This window comes from Mucilaginibacter sp. RCC_168 (assembly GCF_041355315.1).
In the GTDB taxonomy this organism is placed as follows: Bacteria; Bacteroidota; Bacteroidia; order Sphingobacteriales; family Sphingobacteriaceae; genus Mucilaginibacter.
Map to the genome: position 1 here is coordinate 96,045 of NZ_JBFUPN010000005.1, position 18,811 is coordinate 114,855.

Here is an 18,811-nt window from a genome sequence, read left to right on the forward strand (position 1 = left end):
GTTCCTCCTTACAGCAATAGTATATTGATAAATATATGCACCTGCCGGCCCAAGAACCTCGATAATTACAATAAGTTAAAAGTGTTCGGCACCAATGCATTTCCTTCACTAACAAATTTGTTACCACAACCCGCGTTTCCCGCTTTAAACTAATGCGCCTTTTCTGTATCTTATACCTAAATAATTGAGCATTATGAAAACCTTAAAATTACATCACCTCATCATTGCTTTCAGCCTTTTTCTGGCAGCCTGTTCGCCCATTACCTATGTAGGCGACACCTATTCGGCAACACCAAAAGCCGATGTTTATTATGATGCTAAAGACGTTAAGCAGGATTATAAAGTGATTGGCCATTTATCGATGGACTTCACCAACAATTCTGATCGCATTAAAAGCAAATTATCGGAAAAAGCGAAATCACTGGGAGCGGATGGCATCATTATTTTACAAACAACCGGTCACGACGATAAAGAAACCGTAAAAGCCGACGCGATAAAATACAACACGAAGGGTAATTGATATTTATTAATTATTGAATTAGTGATTTAGTGAATTACTGATTAAAAAACATTCTTTTTCCCGTGAGCGCTCTGCGACTTGCATTATTCGCCCTGCATAAAGGGGATTGCTTCGTACCTCGCAATGATGCGTTATTATTATTTTCAGTTTGTACATCTTATTATTTCCCTATCTGCACATCAACACATCCAAAATCTGCACATCTATTTTTACCTTTGCCGATATGGATACGATTACCTGGCACGATTTTGAGCAAGTAGAGCTCCGGATTGGGACCATCCTTGAAGCAACAACATTCCCCGAAGCACGCAAACCGGCCTTTAAAGTGCGGGTTGATTTTGGCGAATTTGGCATTAAATGGTCAAGCGCGCAGATCACTAAACATTATACTTTAGACCAGCTGCCCGGGCGCCAGATCATCGGCGTGATCAACTTCTCCAAAAAGCAGATCGGCAAATTTATGTCGGAGTTTTTGGTGACCGGCTTTGCCGATGAAAACGGGGATATTGTTTTAGCCGCTGTGGATAAACCTGTGCCCAACGGCAGCAAATTAATTTAGAATGAATGTAGCCCCCTGGATAATAGGACCGCAAATAGTTGGAGTGATTTTACTATTGCTGGGATCTATCTTTCATTACTACCCTCCTAAACATATTAATAAATGGTACGGTTATAGAATGCCATCGGCACAAAAAAGCCAGGAAACCTGGGATGAGGCTAATCGTTATTGGGCCATTTACATGGTAAAAACCGGGATATTTTTAGTGGTAGCAGGGTTGCTGGTCACCTTTATCTTAAAAGAGGTAAGCATTCCGGTACGACTCAAAGAAGGCCTAACCGCATTATTTTTAATTGCTTCCGGACCAATCCCATGTTTGTTTTTAATTGTATCAACAGAAAACCATTTAGAAAAAACCTTTGATAAGGAACAAAAATGAGATACTTCAGTTTTGAGGACGAGCCGACGATCTCGCCGGATGAATTTTTTATGGGCGAAGCATTAAAAGAAGCCAAATATGCCCTGGAAGAAGACGAAATACCCATCGGTGCCATTGTGGTATCCGGAGGTAAGATCATCGGCAGGGGCCATAACCTTACCGAGCGGTTAAGCGATGTATCAGCCCATGCCGAAATGCAGGCCCTTACCGCGGCGGCCAACTCCATGGGCGGCAAATATCTGCAAGGCTGCACCCTTTATGTAACTATGGAACCCTGTGTCATGTGCGCCGGGGCATCGTATTGGTTCCAGGTAAGCCGGATAGTATTTGGGGCCTATGATGCCAAACTGGGTTTCGGCAGGCTCAACCAAAAAATAACCCATCCTAAAACCGTGATCACCGGCGGCATCCGCGAAAACGAATGTTCGGAGTTGGTGAAGAGTTTTTTTAAGGGAAAAAGGAGATAGTAAGTCTGAACTGGAATTTATCGAATTAATGAATTTTCGAATTTGCCTACAGCGGCTAATTCATTCTGTCAATTCTTTAATTCTACGAATTCGAGTTCAGACAAATACCTGACAATTTTTTTAGAACAAAAACTCAGTTCATCTCTTATATTTGTTACGTCACAACATTAAACTTTTAAACTTAATAAAATAACTATTATGGCATTTACACTACCGGCGTTATCCTACGCTACAGATGCATTGGAACCGCATATTGATAAACTGACTATGGAAATTCACCATGGCAAACATCACCAGGCTTACGTAACTAACTTAAACAAAGCTTTAGAAGGCAAGCCAGAGGCCGACAGCAATATCGACGATATCATCAAAAACATTTCTAAATTCCCGCCTGCTGTACGCAACAATGGCGGCGGTCATTATAACCACTCCTTATTCTGGACCTTGCTTTCTCCAAGCGGAGGCGGCGAGCCTACAGGCGCTTTGGCCGATGCGATTAACAGCACTTTCGGTTCATTTGCCGATTTCAAAACCAAAGTATCTGAAGCTGGTGCAACCCGTTTCGGATCGGGCTGGGCATGGCTTATTGTTACTGCCGATAAAAAACTGGCTGTAACTTCAACCCCTAACCAGGACAACCCATTAATGGATATCGCCGAAGTAAAAGGCACCCCAATTTTAGGTATCGACGTTTGGGAACACGCGTACTACCTGAAATATCAGAACCGTCGCCCGGATTACCTGGCAGCTATCTGGAACGTGATCAACTGGAAACACGTTGCCGAGCTTTACGCAAAAGCAACCGCTTAATTTTTTAAGCACCCATAAATTTAAAGCGGTAGAATCTGATGATTCTGCCGCTTTTTTTGTTAACAACAACATGGTTGATAGATTGGCTTATATAATAAGTCGTCATCCTGAACTGTTTCAGGATCCCACCAGACAGACTAACCATCATCTTATACACCTTGCTTATGAGATGCCGAGATAAGCTCGGTATAACTTTTATCTCACTAAAAAATTTCTTACATTTATATAGCAGCCCGGTTTTCTAAAAAACAGAAAACCGGGCTGCTTGGTTAAGAACAAAAAACGACCATCTAACATATTGTTATTTGACAATCAACAGATCAATACTTTTTAAACTTTCAAAACGTGCTAAAAATTTGTTAAAAAGTGTTAAAACCGATGATTTTGAATGAATTTTGAGCAGTTTTTAATGTGTTTTTTGCCCTGTTTCCGACTAAAATTTGTTAAAATTTTAACTTTAAAAAGTTTTTGAAAGTAGATGTGCAGATTTTAAATGTGCAAATATGCAGATGAGATTCCCCAAAAAATCACTAATTCACTAAATCAATAACTACCTAGTACTCATGAGTACCATTTAAAACAAATTATTAACGAATAATTCAATAATTATGAGAGCCATCGTTTTAGAAGCCGCCGATAAACCACTGGTATGCAAAGAAGTTGAGAAACCATCCCTTGCCCCCGGTGAAGTTTTGGTGCACATCAAAGCCGCCGCCCTAAACCGCCGCGATTATTGGATAACCGTTGGTAAATATGCGGGCATCAAATACCCGAGCATATTGGGCTCAGACGGTGCCGGTGTAGTAGCCGAAGTAGGCAGCGATGAGGACAAACATTGGCTCAATAAAGAAGTGGTGATTAACCCCAGCAATAACTATGGTAAAAGCGACGATTACCAGGGTGCCGATTTTAAAATACTGGGCCTGCCCGATGATGGTACTTTTGCCGAATACGTAAAAACCCGGGTAGAATATCTGCATCCCAAACCTAATCACCTTACCTGGGAGCAGGCTGCGGCCATTCCGCTGGCAGGTTTAACCGCCTATCGTGCGCTGTTTACCAAGGCTAAGGCAAAAAAAGGTGATAAGGTTTTGATATCGGGCGTGGGCGCCGGTACAGGTGTTTTTGCCCTGCAATGGGCGGTTGCCGTAGGCTGTCAGGTCTTCGTAACATCCGGCAGCGGCGAAAAAATTGAACGTGCCAAAAAATTGGGTGCTGCGGCGGGTGTAAACTACAAGGCGCAGGACTGGGCCGAGCAGCTGAAAATGATGGCTCATGGCTTTGACATTATTATTGATAGCGCCCTGGGTGCGGGTTTTGCCAAATTCCTCGATCTTTGTAACCCTGGTGGCCGTATTGTTGTGTTCGGTGGAACGGCAGGCAACATTCCCCCGCTTGATGGGCGTAAAATATTCTGGAAACAGCTGCAATTATTAGGTACCACCATGGGCACCCATGACGATTTTACGGCGATGCTGGCTTTTGTAAGCAAACACGAGTTGGTGCCGGTAGTTGATGAGGTATACGATTTCAAAAACGCGCAAAAAGCCATCGACAAAATGGAGAAATCCACACAGTTTGGTAAAATTGTGCTGCAAAATTTATGGTGTTAATATATAAACATTTTATTATCAATATATTAATTTATTAAATACACTTATTTCGTGCTTGCCGGCCATTAAATAAAATGATTGCAAAATAATCTACTAATTTTGTGGACTTTATTTTAGGCATGATTAAAAAACCCATCGACCTGCTACTGCAGGAATCTGCGGAAGAGGGCGAACACTCTTTAAAACGTACATTAGGCCCGGTTAACCTTATCCTCATTGGGATAGGCATTATCATTGGAGCCGGCTTATTTTCCCTAACTGGCATCGCGGCCGGACAACATTCTGGGCCGGCGGTAACCATATCATTTTTAATAGCAGCCGTTGGTTGCGCCTTCGCAGCGCTTTGTTATGCCGAATTTTCGGCTATGATACCGGTAGCTGGCAGCGCTTATACTTACTCCTATGCCACAATGGGCGAGCTTTTTGCCTGGATCATTGGTTGGGACCTGGTATTGGAATATTCCGTAGGCGCGGCTACAGTGGCTATTAGCTGGTCGCAATATTTAACCAAGTTTTTATCCTGGTTCGATCTTTACCTGCCTCCGCAATTGATCTTGTCGCCATTTGAAACTTCCAAAGCGGCCAATGGCGATATTGTAAGGGGCATCATTAACCTGCCTGCGGCACTCATCGTTATTGTGGTTACCAGTATCATTATCAGGGGTACTAAAGGCTCGGCGCTGGTTAACGCTATTATTGTGAGCTTAAAAGTAGGTGTGGTGTTGGTATTTATTGCCGTGGGCTGGTCGTTCATCAACCCACAGAACTATCACCCTTATATACCCCAAAATACGGGCGTATGGGGCGACTACGGATGGTCGGGCATATTGAGAGGCGCCGGATTGGTGTTCTTTGTATTCATCGGCTTTGATGCGGTATCAACCGCGGCTCAAGAAGCTAAAAACCCACAGCGCAATATGCCCATAGGTATTATCGGTTCGTTGGTGGTGTGTACTATCCTGTTTGTGATCTTTGCCCATGTGATGACAGGTATGGCCAATTATAAAGAGTTCATCGGCTCAGGCGCGCCGGTTGCCATCGCTATCGAGAAAACGCATTACCAGTGGCTGAGCAAGGCTATTGTACTGGCTATATTGATAGGTTATACTTCGGTAATCCTGGTTGATCTGCTGGGGCAGTCGCGGGTATTTTTCTCTATGTCGAAGGATGGATTATTACCTAAAGTATTTTCAGATGTGCACACCAAATTCCGCACACCATGGAAATCGAATATTGTACTTTGTGCCTTTATCGCCCTGTTTGCGGCATTTGTGCCCATCCGTGTGGTAGGCGAAATGACCAGCATAGGTACCTTGCTGGCCTTTGTGATGGTATGCGCGGGTGTACTTATTTTACGTAAACAGCAGCCCAATATTCACCGGCCTTTTAAAACACCATGGGTACCTGTAGTGCCTATATTGGGCATATTGGTTTGCTTTGCCATGATGACCTTTTTACCCGGTGATACCTGGTTACGATTAATAATTTGGTTGGCAATCGGTTTAGCTATATATTTCACCTATGGTAAAAAGAACAGCGTGATACGCAAAAGACTTGCAGCTAAATAGGAATAGCTTTCATGAATGAGGATATAATAAAACTAAAAATTGAACGGATAAAGTGGGAAACAAAGGATACGGCTACCTTTTATTTGAGCAATGTTTCGGGCAAACCCATCCCATATAAGGCCGGGCAGTTTGTTACCCTGATATTTAACCATCGTAATGAGGAGATCAGGCGATCATACTCTTTAGGTTCATCACCGGATGAGGAATTATTATCCATCACCGTAAAGCGTATCGCCAATGGCGAAATATCCCGATTTATGCTGGCTAAAGAACATCCTGGCGATGTTTTGACCTCGCTGGCTCCGGCAGGCAGGTTCACCATCAGTCAATTTGAACAGGAAAAAGATATTTTGTTGTTTGCAGGAGGCACGGGTATTACCCCGATATTTTCGCAGATTAAGTATGTACTCAAACGTCCGGGAAAAAGTAGGCTTACCCTTATTTACAGTAACCAGGATGCTGATTCTATTATATTTAAAGAAGATCTTGATCAACTGGAAGCACAGCATTCCGATAGGTTTAAAATTATTTACCTGCTTAGCAGCGAAGCCAACCGGCTAAATAACGATAAGGTGGAAGCCCTTACCCGCCAGATAGTACAACAAGATATGGATAAAGCGGAATTTTATCTGTGCGGCCCTTTCCCTTATATGCGCATGATCAGGTTTGCATTGGTATATATGGGGATCGACCCTAAGCAGATCCGCCGGGAAAATTTTGTATTGGAAACCGTGCCCGTTACCCGAACGGTATTGAATTTCCCACCCAGAACTATCAGGATCAGGTTTAAAAATGAACTACATGACCTGCCTGTCGGCGAAAATCAGTCCATATTGCAGGCAGCCTTGCAAAACAATGTGCAGTTGCCTTATAGTTGCCGAAATGGTATATGCTCAACCTGTACTGCCCGGTGTAACAGCGGCAGAATTGAAATGGTAAAAAATGATGTGCTCACTGATGCCGATATAGCCGAAGGCTGGGTGCTCACCTGTACCGGTCACCCGGTAAGTGATGATGTGGTGATAGCGTTTGGGAAGTAACTTACCTACAGGATGTCATGCTGACCCCGTTGAAGCATGGTGGGAGGGCCTCTCCGCGCGTCCTTCGACAAGGCCCTCTTTATAAATCAAGCCAAATGCTGCTTATGGACCCGGCGGTGCACCACTTCTTTTACTTTTTTTGATTTGGATTTTTTGCGTTTCCCGAGCCAGATAATAAAACCGGTTATGGGTAATGAGGCGCAGATCAAACTGGTTAAAAACGCGATGATCTTGGTGGTTAGCCCCCCTATTTGCCCTACGTGCAAATCATAATTCATGTCGTTCATTCTCTTGCCTGGACTTTTTTTATTATGCGGGGTTTGTTTTAGGAGTTTGCCCGTATATTTTTCAAAAACAAACTCATCGCTTTTGTAATAATGCAGCGTTTGGGCGTAGGCATTTATACCAATGGTTCCGGCTGCCGAGGCATCCTCACTAATGGAAAACATTTCGGCTTTGGGTGAATGTGCCTGTGCAATTGCAAATACCTGATCAATAACCGGCTTGCCGTTTACTTTGTTCTTTAAAAGCGAATCGGACTTGAGTACTTCTTTTTCAGAAGGATAAGAACGGCCCAGGTTAGCAGTAGTATAAATACCCTCCCTAACCGATTCAAACACCATAGATAAACCGGTTATTGATAATATAAGCGCTATAGCGGTAGCATAAAAGCCCAATACGTTATGCAGATCATAGTTTACCCTGCGCCAACGCCCATTCCATTTGATATTGAAACTGCGCTTGCGGTCGCTTTTACGTTTTGGCCACCATAATATTAACCCGGTGATCATGATCACCATAAATATAATAACGGATATACCCACCACCAGGCTGCCTATTTTGGGAGGCAGTAACAAGTAAAGGTGTATAAACTCTACTACTATAAAAAAGTTCTTCGCGGGATTTTCTGTATAAGTTATTTTGCCGGTATAGGGGTTAAGGTAAACATATAGCATCCCATCCTTAGGTAGGTTAACCAATATACCCGCAGGGCGGTCAATCCCATAATAATACATATAAGTAGCCGTAGCTCCCTTATGACCTTTTAACGCTTCAGCTTTTAAAATTGACGGATCAAGATAGGGTTTATGCTGCACCTCAACTTTGCGGTAACTGTAAAAAGCATCCTGTATCTCATCCTGAAAACAGAAAAGACAGCCGGTAACACTTACTATAAACACCACCAGCCCGGATATAAATCCAAGCCAGCGATGACAAAACAGGATGATCTTTTTAAAGGTCATACTAAAATTTATAGGCAAATGTTAAGGCGTAACTTCTTAATTTTTGCGGATTAACGGTGGTATAGCCAATCCAGTATTTCTGGTTGCTGAGATTATCCATTTTAAACCCTATCCGGTATTGGCTCGCATCATAAAATGCCGAAGCGTTTAACACAGTATAAGAAGGTAATGAAAATACACCAAGCGTTTTACTGTTTATAATTTTGTTATCGCTTGCATAGTTACCGCCAAAACCAAAGCCCAAACCTTTTACAAGACCTTTTGAAATACGATAGCTGGCCCAAAAATTGGCACTATAAGGAGATCCGGCTGTGGTTGGCCGCAAACCTTCTACCGTAAGATCAGCGGTTTTCTCCAGTTTTGAATCATTGTATGCAAATCCCGCAATAATATTTAAGCCTGTTACAGGATTGGCTATTACTTCGGCCTCAAAGCCCTTGCTTATCTGTGTACCGTCCTGTACAGATAGGGCCTGGTTAATAGTTGATTGACGAACGATGTCTTTTACCTTAATATTATAATAGCTTAAAGTACTACTTAATTTACCATCAAACAGATCAATTTTAACCCCGCCTTCAATTTGGTTAGCTTGTTCTGGCTTCAACGGCTTACTATCTTCACTTATTCCGTTTTTATTGGTAAACCCATTCTGATAGTTGGCAAATAATGCCACGTGATCCTTAACCGGCTGATAGATCAGACCGAACTTTGGTGAAAACGCGGTTTGCTTATAACCTCCGGATGTAGTATTGGTTGTTGGGTCGTAATTACCTTTATTATCAAATCGATCGACACGTAATGCGGCTGAGGCTATTAACTGATCGGTGATATTAAACACATCAGAAACATAAGCGCTGTAGGTATTTGTTTTATAGATTGAAGGGTAAGTAAAACCATATTTACCAGTAGCATACAAAGCATTCATAGCTGCCTGGTTAAAATTGGAGTAGTTATGACTACCTTTTACCGATACGGTATCAAGCGTGCTGCCGAAAAAGAACTGATTGGAATTTTCCCTGAAGAAATCCAGCCCGGCAACTACCCGGTTTCTGAACTTGCCTATTCTAAAATCGCCGTTGAAGTTTTGCTGTATCTCGATCATATTATCCGTACTGTTACGGGTTGACTGATCATTGCGCGAAACTGAATCACCGGGAAGTAAATAATAGTAGGGGCCAAAGCCGTTTGAAAAACTATGAGTTGCGCTGATATTAGTACTTGTTGTCCACTGATCGGATATTTTATATTTTACCTGTCCAAAGAAGTTGGTGCTTCTTGACGTTTGTGTCAAATCATCGCCATAGTAGGATTGTTTATAATCCAGTTTTAACTGATCGGCACTGGTGTATCCCAAAGCAGTAACTGATTGCCCATAAGGCATAAAGAAGATCGATTTGCCGATGTTTTTACCATAAGACAATTCTGCATCTGCTGATATTGTTAACCTGTCGTTAACTTTATAAAGCAAACTTGGTGCAATAGCCCATGCACGGTTAAAACCATTATTCTGGAAACTACCCTCGTTATTAAAGGCTGTATTTAAGCGGAACAATACCTTTTTTTGAACATCCAAGGGAGTGTTTATATCAAGTGCCACGCGGTGAAAGTTATAATTACCATCGGCAAATGAAACTTCGCCACCAAATGAATCATAAGACGATTTGGTTACCCGGTTAATTAAACCGCCGTAAGAGGTTAAGGTGCTTCCGAACAAAGTTGCTGATGGGCCTTTGATCACCTCTATTCTATCCAGGTTAACGGCATCAATACCTGAGGTTATGTTACCTGCTATACCATTGCGCAACTTGGCTTGTACAATAAAACCACGCGAGTTGTAATAACTGCCACCGTCGCCACCACGACCGGTTGCTTCCCACATTTTTTGTATGCCCGGGGCGTTGCGTAAAGCATCGTCAACCGAAAAAAGTTGCTGTTCTTGTATTAACTGATTAGTTATGGTAGTATAAACCTGAGCATTTTCAAGATTACTTAAGGGCATTTTAGCAACATCGACACTCTTTTTAGTTTTAAACTTATTTACCTTACTTCCACTGATACTTACTTCCTGCAAGTTGTTGGAGGCTTTGCTAACGGTAAATTGAGGTAATGTAAGAGATTGCCCAGCCGCCAGGTCAACAAGCGTTTCCTGGCTCTTGCTACCTACCTGCGATATAACCAGGGTGTATTTACCTTGCGGTGCTCTTAAAGTAAAATCACCATCTTCATTGGTGATGGTTCCGTATTTTGTACCTTTTAAGGTAACCGAAACATTTTCGGCCGGACCATCATTTTGAATGACAACGTGGCCTTTGATAGTTCCTTTAGATTGCTGAGCAATTGCAGCTGAATTGAAGAGCAGTATAATTGCAAAAAGTGAGAGGGGGAATAGTTTGTGAAAATTAAGTTGGGATTGCGTCATTTTATTTAGACTAATTATAAACAATGCGTCAAAAATAAGACACGGACCCTAACAATCCAAATTATTTATAATTATTCTAAATAATAAAATTTAGCACCAGGAAATAGCGAAACCAACTTATTCGCTAAAGCTTAGATATCCATTACCTCTTTCTTCTTTTTACTCTTCATTCGTTTGGGTACAAATTCAAGTATTTCATTTTTTAAGGCTTCGATCATTCTGCGCTTTAAAAAATTACGCTGTATCACTATACTTACTTCGCGTGCAGGTTCAGGCGACTTAAAATAGCGCACCTTGTCCAGTTGCTTCTCAGTTAGTTCAGCCAAAGCCAGCTCAGGCAATATAGTAGCGCCATTGTTTTGGTCAACCATGCGCTTTAGGGTTTCAACACTGCCGGTATTATATTCAAAATGCAGAAAACCTTTGGTTGATTTACGTCGCTGACAAATATTTAAAACCTGTTCACGCATACAATGCCCTTCGTTAAGCACCCAGATCTCTTCCATATCAATATCTTCGGGGTTGATATTTTTCTTTTTGGAGAGTTTACTATTTTTAGACACATAGGCTACAAAGTTTTCGTAAAATACAGGAATCTCTGTCAATGAACTTTCATGGAGCGGGGTCGACATGATACCGCAATCAATCATGCCTAATTTTAATTGTTGTATGATCTCTTCGGTAGTTTGCTCCCAAACTATCAGCTTAACCTGCGGATACTTTTCAATAAAACCGCGAATAATTTTGGGTAATATATAAGGTGATACGGTGGGTATAATACCAACCCTCAATTCGCCGGATAGTTCTTTTTGCCTGTCGGTAATAATTTCTTTTATTTTTTCGCTTTCCGATAGCATAATACGAGCCTGAGTAATAATCTCGATGCCAATTTCGGTAGGGGTTACAGGTTGCTTGCTCCGGTCAAACAGCTTCACACCCAGGGTATCTTCCAGTTTTTGCACCTGCATACTTAATGTAGGTTGTGTAACAAAGCATTTTTCGGCCGCGATTACGAAACTCCGGTAGGTATCAACAGCAACAATATATTCCAGTTGGGTAATAGTCATATAGATAAATCCTATTCAAATATATAACAAATATTGATTTTTTCTATCGAAATATTATAATGAAGCCAGGCAATTTATATCGATTAATGGGTGCACAGGCAAAGCATGACCTGATAACCAATATTGTAAATTCCATGAGCGGTATAGTTTTAGATTTGAGATATGAGGCGTGAGACATGAGATTAACAAATCAAGCGCCATCATATTTGTAAAAATTAGATGTGAGCATAAGACTTAAAATTCTCATATCTCACATCTAATATCTCAAATCTCTATTACTCCACCGTAACAGATTTAGCCAGGTTACGCGGCTGATCTACATTACAGCCCCGCATTACGGCAATATGGTAGGCTAATAGTTGTAGCGGTATAGTAGCTATCAATGGCACAAACGCTTCGTTGGTTTGTGGTATTTCAATCACATAATCGGCCATATTTTTCACCTCGGTGTCCCCTTCGGTAACAATGGCTATAACGTGGCCTTTACGGGCTTTCACCTCTTGAATGTTACTGATCACTTTTTCATATGATGAATGCTGTGTGGCTATAAATACCACTGGCATTTCATTGTCAATTAAGGCGATAGGGCCATGCTTCATTTCGGCGGCAGGATAGCCTTCGGCATGTATGTAAGATATTTCCTTAAGCTTTAAAGCACCCTCTAATGCTACCGGAAAAGAGCTTCCTCTGCCCAGGAACAGACAATTCGTTGAATCCTTGAATTTCGCGGCAATTTCTTTTACGCGTTCATTTGATCTCAACGCTGTTTCTACCAATTGCGGAACCTCGTTCAATTCTGTCAGGTATTCTATCAGTTTGCTTTGGGTTATAGTACCCCTTTGTTGCGCAATGTAAAATGCCATTAGTGTTAATACGCTCACCTGGGCTGTAAAGGCTTTTGTAGAAGCCACACCAATTTCCGGCCCGGCATGGGTGTAAACCCCTGCATGGGTAATGCGTGGAATAGAAGCGCCCACCACATTACAAACTCCAAATATGGTAGCCCCTTTTTCTTTCGCCAGTTCAATAGCAGCCATGGTATCGGCAGTTTCGCCAGACTGTGAAATGGCTATCACCAGGTCTTTTTCGGTAATGATGGGATTCCGGTACCTGAACTCTGATGCATATTCCACCTCAACGGGTACTCGGGCATACTCTTCGATCAGATATTCACCTACCAAACCAGCATGCCAGGAAGTACCACAGGCTATAATAATGATGCGATCTACATTTTTTAGCTTTTCAGCATACTCCTTAATACCTCCCAATTGTACTTTACCCTGTTGTGGATATATACGCCCGCGCAGGCAATCACGGATGGAGCGGGGCTGCTCATATATCTCTTTAAGCATAAAGTGATCATAGCCGCCCTTTTCAAGCATCTCGAGCTTCAAATCCAGCTCCTGTATGTATGGTGTCTGAACCGAATTATCAATATTTTTGATCAGCAGATTTTCCCGATTGATGTAGGCTATTTCATTATCATTTAAATAGATTACATTTTTGGTATATTCTACAATTGGTGTAGCGTCCGAAGCAATAAAGTATTCGCCTTTGCCCACACCTATCACCATAGGGCTTCCTTTACGCGCGGCTATTAACTGGTCAGGTTCATCAACACTCATGATCACAATAGCGTAGGCCCCTATTACCTTGTTTAAAGCAACCCGAACGGCTTCGCGCAGCTCAAGTTTGCCTTGTAATTGTATATCTTCTATCAGGTGAATTAAAACCTCGGTATCTGTATCACTTTTAAAGATATGACCTTTGGCAAGTAAAGTTTCTTTTATAACACCGTAGTTTTCGATAATGCCATTATGAATAATGGTCAACTTACGGTTTCCTGATGAATGGGGATGAGAGTTACGGTCGCTGGGTTCTCCATGTGTAGCCCAACGGGTATGTCCCATCCCAATTGATCCTTTCAGGTCAATATCTTTTACAAACTTTTCAAGGTCATCAACTTTGCCGGCCTTTTTATAAACTTTCAGTTCCTCGTCAATCAAAGCAATACCGGCACTATCATAGCCCCGATACTCTAAACGATGAAGCCCTTTTATAATAATGGGATAAGCATCCCGGTAACCTATATAACCAACAATTCCGCACATAATAAATTTAATAAGATGTAAATGGAGCAAAAATAATTAGCTATATAACATAAATCGTGGCTTATTATTTTGATTTTTTCACAAACAGGAAGAGTTTTTCCCTACTTCAAAACAAATTTTAAAAAGTAGAAGTTGCTTAAACAAAAAATCCCCTTAACGGGGATTCTTTTATTATATATGCTTTTACTTACTTACGTATCCGGGTGTAAATAATGTTTAGCTTAATCTTGTACGGTGAAGCTTTATCGCTCCCTATTACAACGGTACGGGCAGCAGTTTGTACACTCGGGGTAATACTTGTTGTACTGAGGCTGCTTCCGCTTATGGTAGTGATCTCAGTAGTATCAATAGGGGCAACAAAAGTTCCGTAATCTATTGTTTTTTTACGTATCAGATCCTGAATATAGGCTGTAACCAAAAAATGATATTCCTTCTTAGTTTTATCGTATCTACCCCCAAACGCCGATATTTGATTGCGCGCATCGGCAGGTGAAGCATCCTGAATATACGTCCGTTGGTGGGCTATGTCCAACTGATACATAGTTAACTTTGGTAATGGTGCATAAGGTATTCCGGAATTAGGTTGGGGCGTAATGACCAATTCGGCCCGGTTCAACACAATAGAATCCGGATTAAATTTATCAAGGCCCGGAAAACTTATTTTAGCCCGTAATCCTGCCAATCCCTGTAAATAAATCGTGTTCTGTGAATTTGTTTGATCTGCTAATGATGCCTTGATAGTTTCATTATAAACATATTCTATCGCCGCACTATGTGATACAATTGGCAACGTCACTGAAGCCGTGTCAATTGTTGAACCATTAACCGTTTTATAGAATACATCTAACTGTGAAGAGTTTAGAGCTAATTGTAGAATACCTCCGGCATCTGTAGCCTGTCCCTTACTCAAGCTAACATATAAACCCTTTATCGCATTTTGAAAAAGTAACGTAGAGGCCAATTGTGAGCTGTTGGCATTAAACAGGTTATTATATATAAACGTCTTACTAAAGGGAATACGCAATTGCGGACCTACCTTTTGTACGGTATCAACCGTATCTTTTCTGATCCTGGCAATAGTTACACTATCGTGTGTGCGTGCTGTGAATGTTCTTGTTCCTAATACAAGTCCTGTATTCACCTGCCAGCGTTTAGTATTGTAATAGGTTTGGGCTGCTGCCTTTTCATTTAACTGATAAATATTGGCAGTATAACGCGTTGCAACCGAGTCGCCGTAAAAGCCATCAGCATATCTTAGCACAAGTACGGCGGAATCAATAGTCAACGTACCTGCAGGTACAGTATAAGCCGCGTCGTTAGGTAATGAAATCCCCAAAGCCACACTTGAAGTAACAGATCCAAGTGCAGGATCAGTAAAATTACCCAGCGGTGTTTTTGCAAGTGCAGATGTTACAGCGGTAGAGTCAACTTCTGTGCGGATAATGATATTGGTATCCACAACCAGGCTACCATTGATCTGATTGGTTGGATCAATACCTAAACCAATTCCATCCTGTCGTTTACAACTATTAAAAATAAAAAGACTTATTAACAGGGTCAATAAGTCTAATCTTAAAAATTTCATATATAATATTAAAGATTAAGCAACATGCACCAATTCGTCGTTGGTAATTTCGTCGTAAAAATTGTAATAATTTTCGAAATCTGCGGTAGAATCAAATTCTAAAACCGATTTATTGCTGTTTTTAACATTATTTAACACATCTGCATCTATATTCTCACTGCCCAAAACAATTCCGTCTGAGTACTGGATAGCCCCTGCATACAATGCAGAGTTGGAGCCATCTTTATAAGCCTCAACGTGTTGTTCGGTCATGTTGCTCATTACCGCTTTTTGTGCAAAATCAACATCTAATTTCTCTTTAAAATCATTTTCGTAGATAGAATAAATGATCTTGGAGTTTTTAAACGTCGGATCGTCTTTATAAGTAGTTTTCAGATAAGCAGGAACCAATGCGCTTAACCAGCCATGGCAATGAATAATATCAGGAGCCCAGCCTAATTTTTTTACTGTTTCCAATGCACCTTTACAAAAGAAGATCATTCTTTCATCGTTATCAGCGTAAAACTTACCGTCTTTATCGCCAAATACATGCTTACGCTGAAAATATTCTTCATTATCTAAAAAATATACCTGCATACGCGCCGCCGGGATAGATGCCACTTTAATGATCAGCGGGTTATCATTATCGTTGATAATGATGTTCATTCCCGATAAACGGATCACTTCATGAAGCCTGTTCCTGCGCTCGTTGATATTGCCAAAACGCGGCATAAGGATACGGATCTCGTAACCTTTCTCCTGCATAGCCTGCGGAAGTTGGCGTGTTATTTCAGCAATTTTAGTGAGTTCGAGAAAGGGAGACATTTCATGAGTTATAAACAAAAGCTTAGATTTACCCATCACTTAATCAGTATTAATATGTAAAGAAGTCAAAAAATTTGAGTCTGCAAATATAAGCATTATTATATAAACTGTCAACGAATTACGCAAGTAACTTTTGGTATTTTTTATACAAATGCACACCTTTACCAAAATTTGTAATAACTTTTACGTTGAAAATATTTACCACCAAAAATGAAATAGCTCATCATTTCACCTCTAAACAAGGCAAAATAGTGGGCTTTGTTCCCACTATGGGTGCTCTGCACCAGGGCCATATATCATTAATTAAACAGGCTCAGCAAAATAGCGATGAAGTAATTTGCAGTATTTTTGTAAACCCTACCCAGTTTAACGATCCAAAAGATCTTGAAAAATACCCCCGGCCTATAGCGGCAGACATTGCCATGCTGGAACAAGCCGGATGTGATGTGCTGTTTAATCCCGTGATTAGTGAAATGTATGATGATAATGAGAAATGGCATTTAGACATAGGTGATCTGGAACATTTACTCGAAGGTAAATTCAGACCAGGGCACTACCAGGGGGTTACCCAGGTGGTTAATAAACTGTTTAATATTGTAAAACCCGATCTTGCTTTTTTTGGTCAGAAAGACTACCAACAGTTCCTGGTGATCAGCAAAATGATTGATCTGTTACATATGCCTGTTCAACTGGTCATGTGCCCTATCCAACGTGAAACTGACGGATTGGCCATGAGCTCAAGAAACATCCATTTAACTCCTTATGATCGCGAACACGCACTTGTTCTGTCAAAAACACTCAACTGGGTTAAAACCAATTTTGATGCAGGCGATATCCCAGCAATAAAACAACAGGCCGAAGCAATGATTAGCAATGAGCCAGGAATTGAACTGGAATATTTGGAGATAGTTGACGGAAAAACTTTATATACCGCAACCGCCGATACCAAAAACATTGTTGCACTTGTTGCTGCCCGTGCCGGCAAAACAAGACTGATAGATAACATGTTGATTGGCTAATAGCAATTGATTAATGGTTCATAGATCATAGCAGAAACTCGTATAACTTTATATTAATCGTGTTTTAACGCATGCTATTTACATCTTTTTGTAAATTCTCAACTATGAACCATCAACCATTAACTATGAACTTCTAATCAACTAATTATTCCTAACTTTGCGCTATGATTATTGAAGTATTAAAGTCCAAACTTCACCGGGTTAAGGTAACACAGGCCGAATTGAATTACGTGGGCAGTATTACAATTGACGAAGATTTGATTGAGGCAGCCAATATAATACCTAATGAAAAGGTGCAGATTGTAAATAATAATAACGGCGCCCGTTTTGAAACTTATGTAATAAAAGGAGAGCGCGGCAGCGGCACCGTTTGCCTTAATGGAGCCACCGCCCGCCTGGCCCAGGTTGGCGATATTGTGATCATTATGTCGTACGCTTATATGGATGCCGAAGAGGCCCGTTCCTATGAACCTATATTGATATTCCCCGACGCTGATAATAAGCTGATCAAATAAGCCTGATTTCAAAAACATCTCTCTTCTAAGCCCTTGCTCCAAGGAGGATAGGTATATTATTGCATATTTTCTCCCTTCCTAAACTAAACTATCTGGTGAGCTTTCTGATATAAAAGTAAGCAAATCGGTGATTCCACCTATTGATGATGAAGCTACGCGTAACTCAAGCTATCACCCAAATGGATACCATGCACACAATTTGGCATGCCCGTAAGGGTACAATACAGCGTTCCTATTAGTTTTACACTTGGTAATTAACTACCGGGGATCAGCACCTATGCCGAGTGATAGCTTCAGGCTTACATCCACATCACCAGCTTTACGTAATTTGTAAACCATTCGGATACGTACACTGGATTGCCGCACCAACTCGTCAAGAAAATGTGAATTATCAATATCCAGCACAATACTATTCCCCACGGTAGCACTAATATCATTTCGTACAGCTACCATGACCTCATCACTCCCATCGGCTTTGGCCATATATACCCGTAGCGAAGCAATATTGCCAATGTTATAGTTGGCGGGATCTTTTGATTCCAACTTGGCTGATGAGATGCGCACCTCGCTTATTTTACCCGCATTATTTCCATCCTTGGTAAAATCCTGATCAAAGCTGTTTGCGGTACTTATAGCCGTATGAGGCTCACTTATACTTGTTGATGCCGGGATTACCATATTGGCTGTATATGGGAACGTCCCCTTTACAACACGTTGCATCATGGCGCAGCTCCCCAAAAATAAAATTGAAGCAAGCAAAATAAATGTAAGTTTCTTCATCATTTTAATTCAGATGGTTGACCGGTAAGCTACGGATAAAAGTCCGGGGATTCTCTTATACGGGGCTCGACCTAAAGTTCGGTATAATTTACCTTAAATTCCTATAAAAACACAATATGTGCAGGTTTTGAACTGGTTTATCGCAACAATATTTAAAAATACATTTTTTGTATTTAAAAACACATTTTAGTGCATGAAAAGCAATGCAAAATTGAACCAGAAGAGCTTTCTGAAATTTTATAAAAAAATAGTCAAAAAAGTTTAACAAAACTCTATCTTTGCACCCCGACACTGAGGTCGGGATTTCTCGC

General features: G+C 41.1%; 17 protein-coding genes. 10 read left to right on the forward strand and 7 right to left on the reverse strand.

Annotated features, from left to right (window positions below; genetic code table 11):
* Window positions 1–193: 193 nt before the first annotated feature.
* The 8 genes from AB6735_RS05750 to AB6735_RS05785 all read left to right on the forward strand — a co-directional run bounded on the left by AB6735_RS05750 (window position 194) and on the right by AB6735_RS05785 (window position 6,956).
* Complete coding sequence (locus tag AB6735_RS05750) at window positions 194–520, forward strand: hypothetical protein (protein WP_370994900.1); 327 nt, start codon at window positions 194–196, stop codon at window positions 518–520.
* A 223-nt stretch (window positions 521–743) separates the two neighbouring features.
* Entirely contained in the window at window positions 744–1,079 is a 336-nt protein-coding gene (locus tag AB6735_RS05755) for a tRNA-binding protein (protein WP_370994901.1), read from the forward strand.
* Between the two features lies 1 nt (window position 1,080).
* On the forward strand, window positions 1,081–1,458 hold the full coding sequence (locus AB6735_RS05760) for an SdpI family protein (protein WP_370994902.1): 378 nt from the start codon (window positions 1,081–1,083) through the stop codon (window positions 1,456–1,458).
* Window positions 1,455–1,925 (forward strand): nucleoside deaminase, encoded by a 471-nt coding sequence (locus AB6735_RS05765; protein ID WP_370994903.1) that lies wholly within the window; start codon window positions 1,455–1,457, stop codon window positions 1,923–1,925. Before AB6735_RS05760 ends, AB6735_RS05765 begins: the two co-directional genes overlap by 4 nt.
* 198 nt (window positions 1,926–2,123) lie before the next feature.
* Complete coding sequence (locus AB6735_RS05770) at window positions 2,124–2,735, forward strand: superoxide dismutase (RefSeq protein WP_370994904.1); 612 nt, start codon at window positions 2,124–2,126, stop codon at window positions 2,733–2,735.
* Between the two features lie 608 nt (window positions 2,736–3,343).
* On the forward strand, window positions 3,344–4,348 hold the full coding sequence (locus AB6735_RS05775; protein WP_370994905.1) for a zinc-binding dehydrogenase: 1,005 nt from the start codon (window positions 3,344–3,346) through the stop codon (window positions 4,346–4,348).
* Window positions 4,349–4,467: 119 nt separating this feature from the next.
* The gene (locus AB6735_RS05780; RefSeq protein ID WP_370994906.1) at window positions 4,468–5,916 is read left to right on the forward strand and encodes an amino acid permease; all 1,449 of its coding nucleotides are present in this window, start codon (window positions 4,468–4,470) and stop codon (window positions 5,914–5,916) included.
* A gap of 11 nt (window positions 5,917–5,927) precedes the next feature.
* Complete coding sequence (locus AB6735_RS05785; RefSeq protein ID WP_370994907.1) at window positions 5,928–6,956, forward strand: 2Fe-2S iron-sulfur cluster-binding protein; 1,029 nt, start codon at window positions 5,928–5,930, stop codon at window positions 6,954–6,956.
* A gap of 86 nt (window positions 6,957–7,042) precedes the next feature.
* On the opposite strand, the gene AB6735_RS05790 is transcribed toward AB6735_RS05785, so the two are convergent.
* From AB6735_RS05790 to AB6735_RS05815, 6 genes are all read right to left on the reverse strand, one after another.
* Complete coding sequence (locus AB6735_RS05790) at window positions 7,043–8,200, reverse strand: PepSY-associated TM helix domain-containing protein (protein WP_370994908.1); 1,158 nt, start codon at window positions 8,198–8,200, stop codon at window positions 7,043–7,045.
* Between the two features lies 1 nt (window position 8,201).
* Window positions 8,202–10,619, reverse strand: coding sequence for a TonB-dependent receptor domain-containing protein (locus tag AB6735_RS05795; RefSeq protein WP_370994909.1), 2,418 nt, complete (start codon window positions 10,617–10,619; stop codon window positions 8,202–8,204).
* A gap of 131 nt (window positions 10,620–10,750) precedes the next feature.
* On the reverse strand, window positions 10,751–11,686 hold the full coding sequence (locus AB6735_RS05800; RefSeq protein WP_370994910.1) for a LysR substrate-binding domain-containing protein: 936 nt from the start codon (window positions 11,684–11,686) through the stop codon (window positions 10,751–10,753).
* A 275-nt stretch (window positions 11,687–11,961) separates the two neighbouring features.
* Window positions 11,962–13,797, reverse strand: coding sequence for a glutamine--fructose-6-phosphate transaminase (isomerizing) (gene glmS / locus AB6735_RS05805; protein WP_370994911.1), 1,836 nt, complete (start codon window positions 13,795–13,797; stop codon window positions 11,962–11,964).
* A 187-nt stretch (window positions 13,798–13,984) separates the two neighbouring features.
* Entirely contained in the window at window positions 13,985–15,382 is a 1,398-nt protein-coding gene (locus AB6735_RS05810; protein WP_370994912.1) for a DUF4270 family protein, read from the reverse strand.
* A gap of 15 nt (window positions 15,383–15,397) precedes the next feature.
* Window positions 15,398–16,222, reverse strand: coding sequence for a glycogen/starch synthase (locus AB6735_RS05815; protein ID WP_370994913.1), 825 nt, complete (start codon window positions 16,220–16,222; stop codon window positions 15,398–15,400).
* Between the two features lie 152 nt (window positions 16,223–16,374).
* Between AB6735_RS05815 and panC the strand changes: the two genes are divergently transcribed.
* Window positions 16,375–17,205 carry a pantoate--beta-alanine ligase gene (gene panC / locus AB6735_RS05820; protein ID WP_370994914.1) on the forward strand — a complete coding sequence of 277 codons (831 nt, stop codon included), beginning with the start codon at window positions 16,375–16,377 and terminating at the stop codon, window positions 17,203–17,205.
* A gap of 164 nt (window positions 17,206–17,369) precedes the next feature.
* Complete coding sequence (gene panD, locus AB6735_RS05825) at window positions 17,370–17,720, forward strand: aspartate 1-decarboxylase (RefSeq protein WP_370994915.1); 351 nt, start codon at window positions 17,370–17,372, stop codon at window positions 17,718–17,720.
* A 258-nt stretch (window positions 17,721–17,978) separates the two neighbouring features.
* Here panD and AB6735_RS05830 read toward each other — a convergent pair whose 3' ends face one another.
* Window positions 17,979–18,503: a hypothetical protein gene (locus AB6735_RS05830; protein ID WP_370994916.1), complete on the reverse strand. Its 525-nt coding sequence runs from the start codon at window positions 18,501–18,503 to the stop codon at window positions 17,979–17,981.
* Window positions 18,504–18,811: the final 308 nt, after the last annotated feature.

Excerpts from the sequence above, each read along its gene's own strand:
- AB6735_RS05785 (WP_370994907.1), top strand. The coding sequence starts at position 5,928 with ATGAATGAGGATATAATAAAACTAAAAATTGAACGGATAAAGTGGGAA.
- AB6735_RS05765 (WP_370994903.1), top strand. The coding sequence starts at position 1,455 with ATGAGATACTTCAGTTTTGAGGACGAGCCGACGATCTCGCCGGATGAA.
- AB6735_RS05775 (WP_370994905.1), top strand. The coding sequence starts at position 3,344 with ATGAGAGCCATCGTTTTAGAAGCCGCCGATAAACCACTGGTATGCAAA.
- glmS (WP_370994911.1), bottom strand. The coding sequence starts at position 13,797 with ATGTGCGGAATTGTTGGTTATATAGGTTACCGGGATGCTTATCCCATT.
- AB6735_RS05755 (WP_370994901.1), top strand. The coding sequence starts at position 744 with ATGGATACGATTACCTGGCACGATTTTGAGCAAGTAGAGCTCCGGATT.
- AB6735_RS05815 (WP_370994913.1), bottom strand. The coding sequence starts at position 16,222 with ATGGGTAAATCTAAGCTTTTGTTTATAACTCATGAAATGTCTCCCTTT.
- AB6735_RS05770 (WP_370994904.1), top strand. The coding sequence starts at position 2,124 with ATGGCATTTACACTACCGGCGTTATCCTACGCTACAGATGCATTGGAA.
- AB6735_RS05780 (WP_370994906.1), top strand. The coding sequence starts at position 4,468 with ATGATTAAAAAACCCATCGACCTGCTACTGCAGGAATCTGCGGAAGAG.
- AB6735_RS05750 (WP_370994900.1), top strand. The coding sequence starts at position 194 with ATGAAAACCTTAAAATTACATCACCTCATCATTGCTTTCAGCCTTTTT.
- AB6735_RS05830 (WP_370994916.1), bottom strand. The coding sequence starts at position 18,503 with ATGATGAAGAAACTTACATTTATTTTGCTTGCTTCAATTTTATTTTTG.
- panD (WP_370994915.1), top strand. The coding sequence starts at position 17,370 with ATGATTATTGAAGTATTAAAGTCCAAACTTCACCGGGTTAAGGTAACA.
- AB6735_RS05760 (WP_370994902.1), top strand. The coding sequence starts at position 1,081 with ATGAATGTAGCCCCCTGGATAATAGGACCGCAAATAGTTGGAGTGATT.
- AB6735_RS05795 (WP_370994909.1), bottom strand. The coding sequence starts at position 10,619 with ATGACGCAATCCCAACTTAATTTTCACAAACTATTCCCCCTCTCACTT.
- AB6735_RS05810 (WP_370994912.1), bottom strand. The coding sequence starts at position 15,382 with ATGAAATTTTTAAGATTAGACTTATTGACCCTGTTAATAAGTCTTTTT.
- AB6735_RS05800 (WP_370994910.1), bottom strand. The coding sequence starts at position 11,686 with ATGACTATTACCCAACTGGAATATATTGTTGCTGTTGATACCTACCGG.
- AB6735_RS05790 (WP_370994908.1), bottom strand. The coding sequence starts at position 8,200 with ATGACCTTTAAAAAGATCATCCTGTTTTGTCATCGCTGGCTTGGATTT.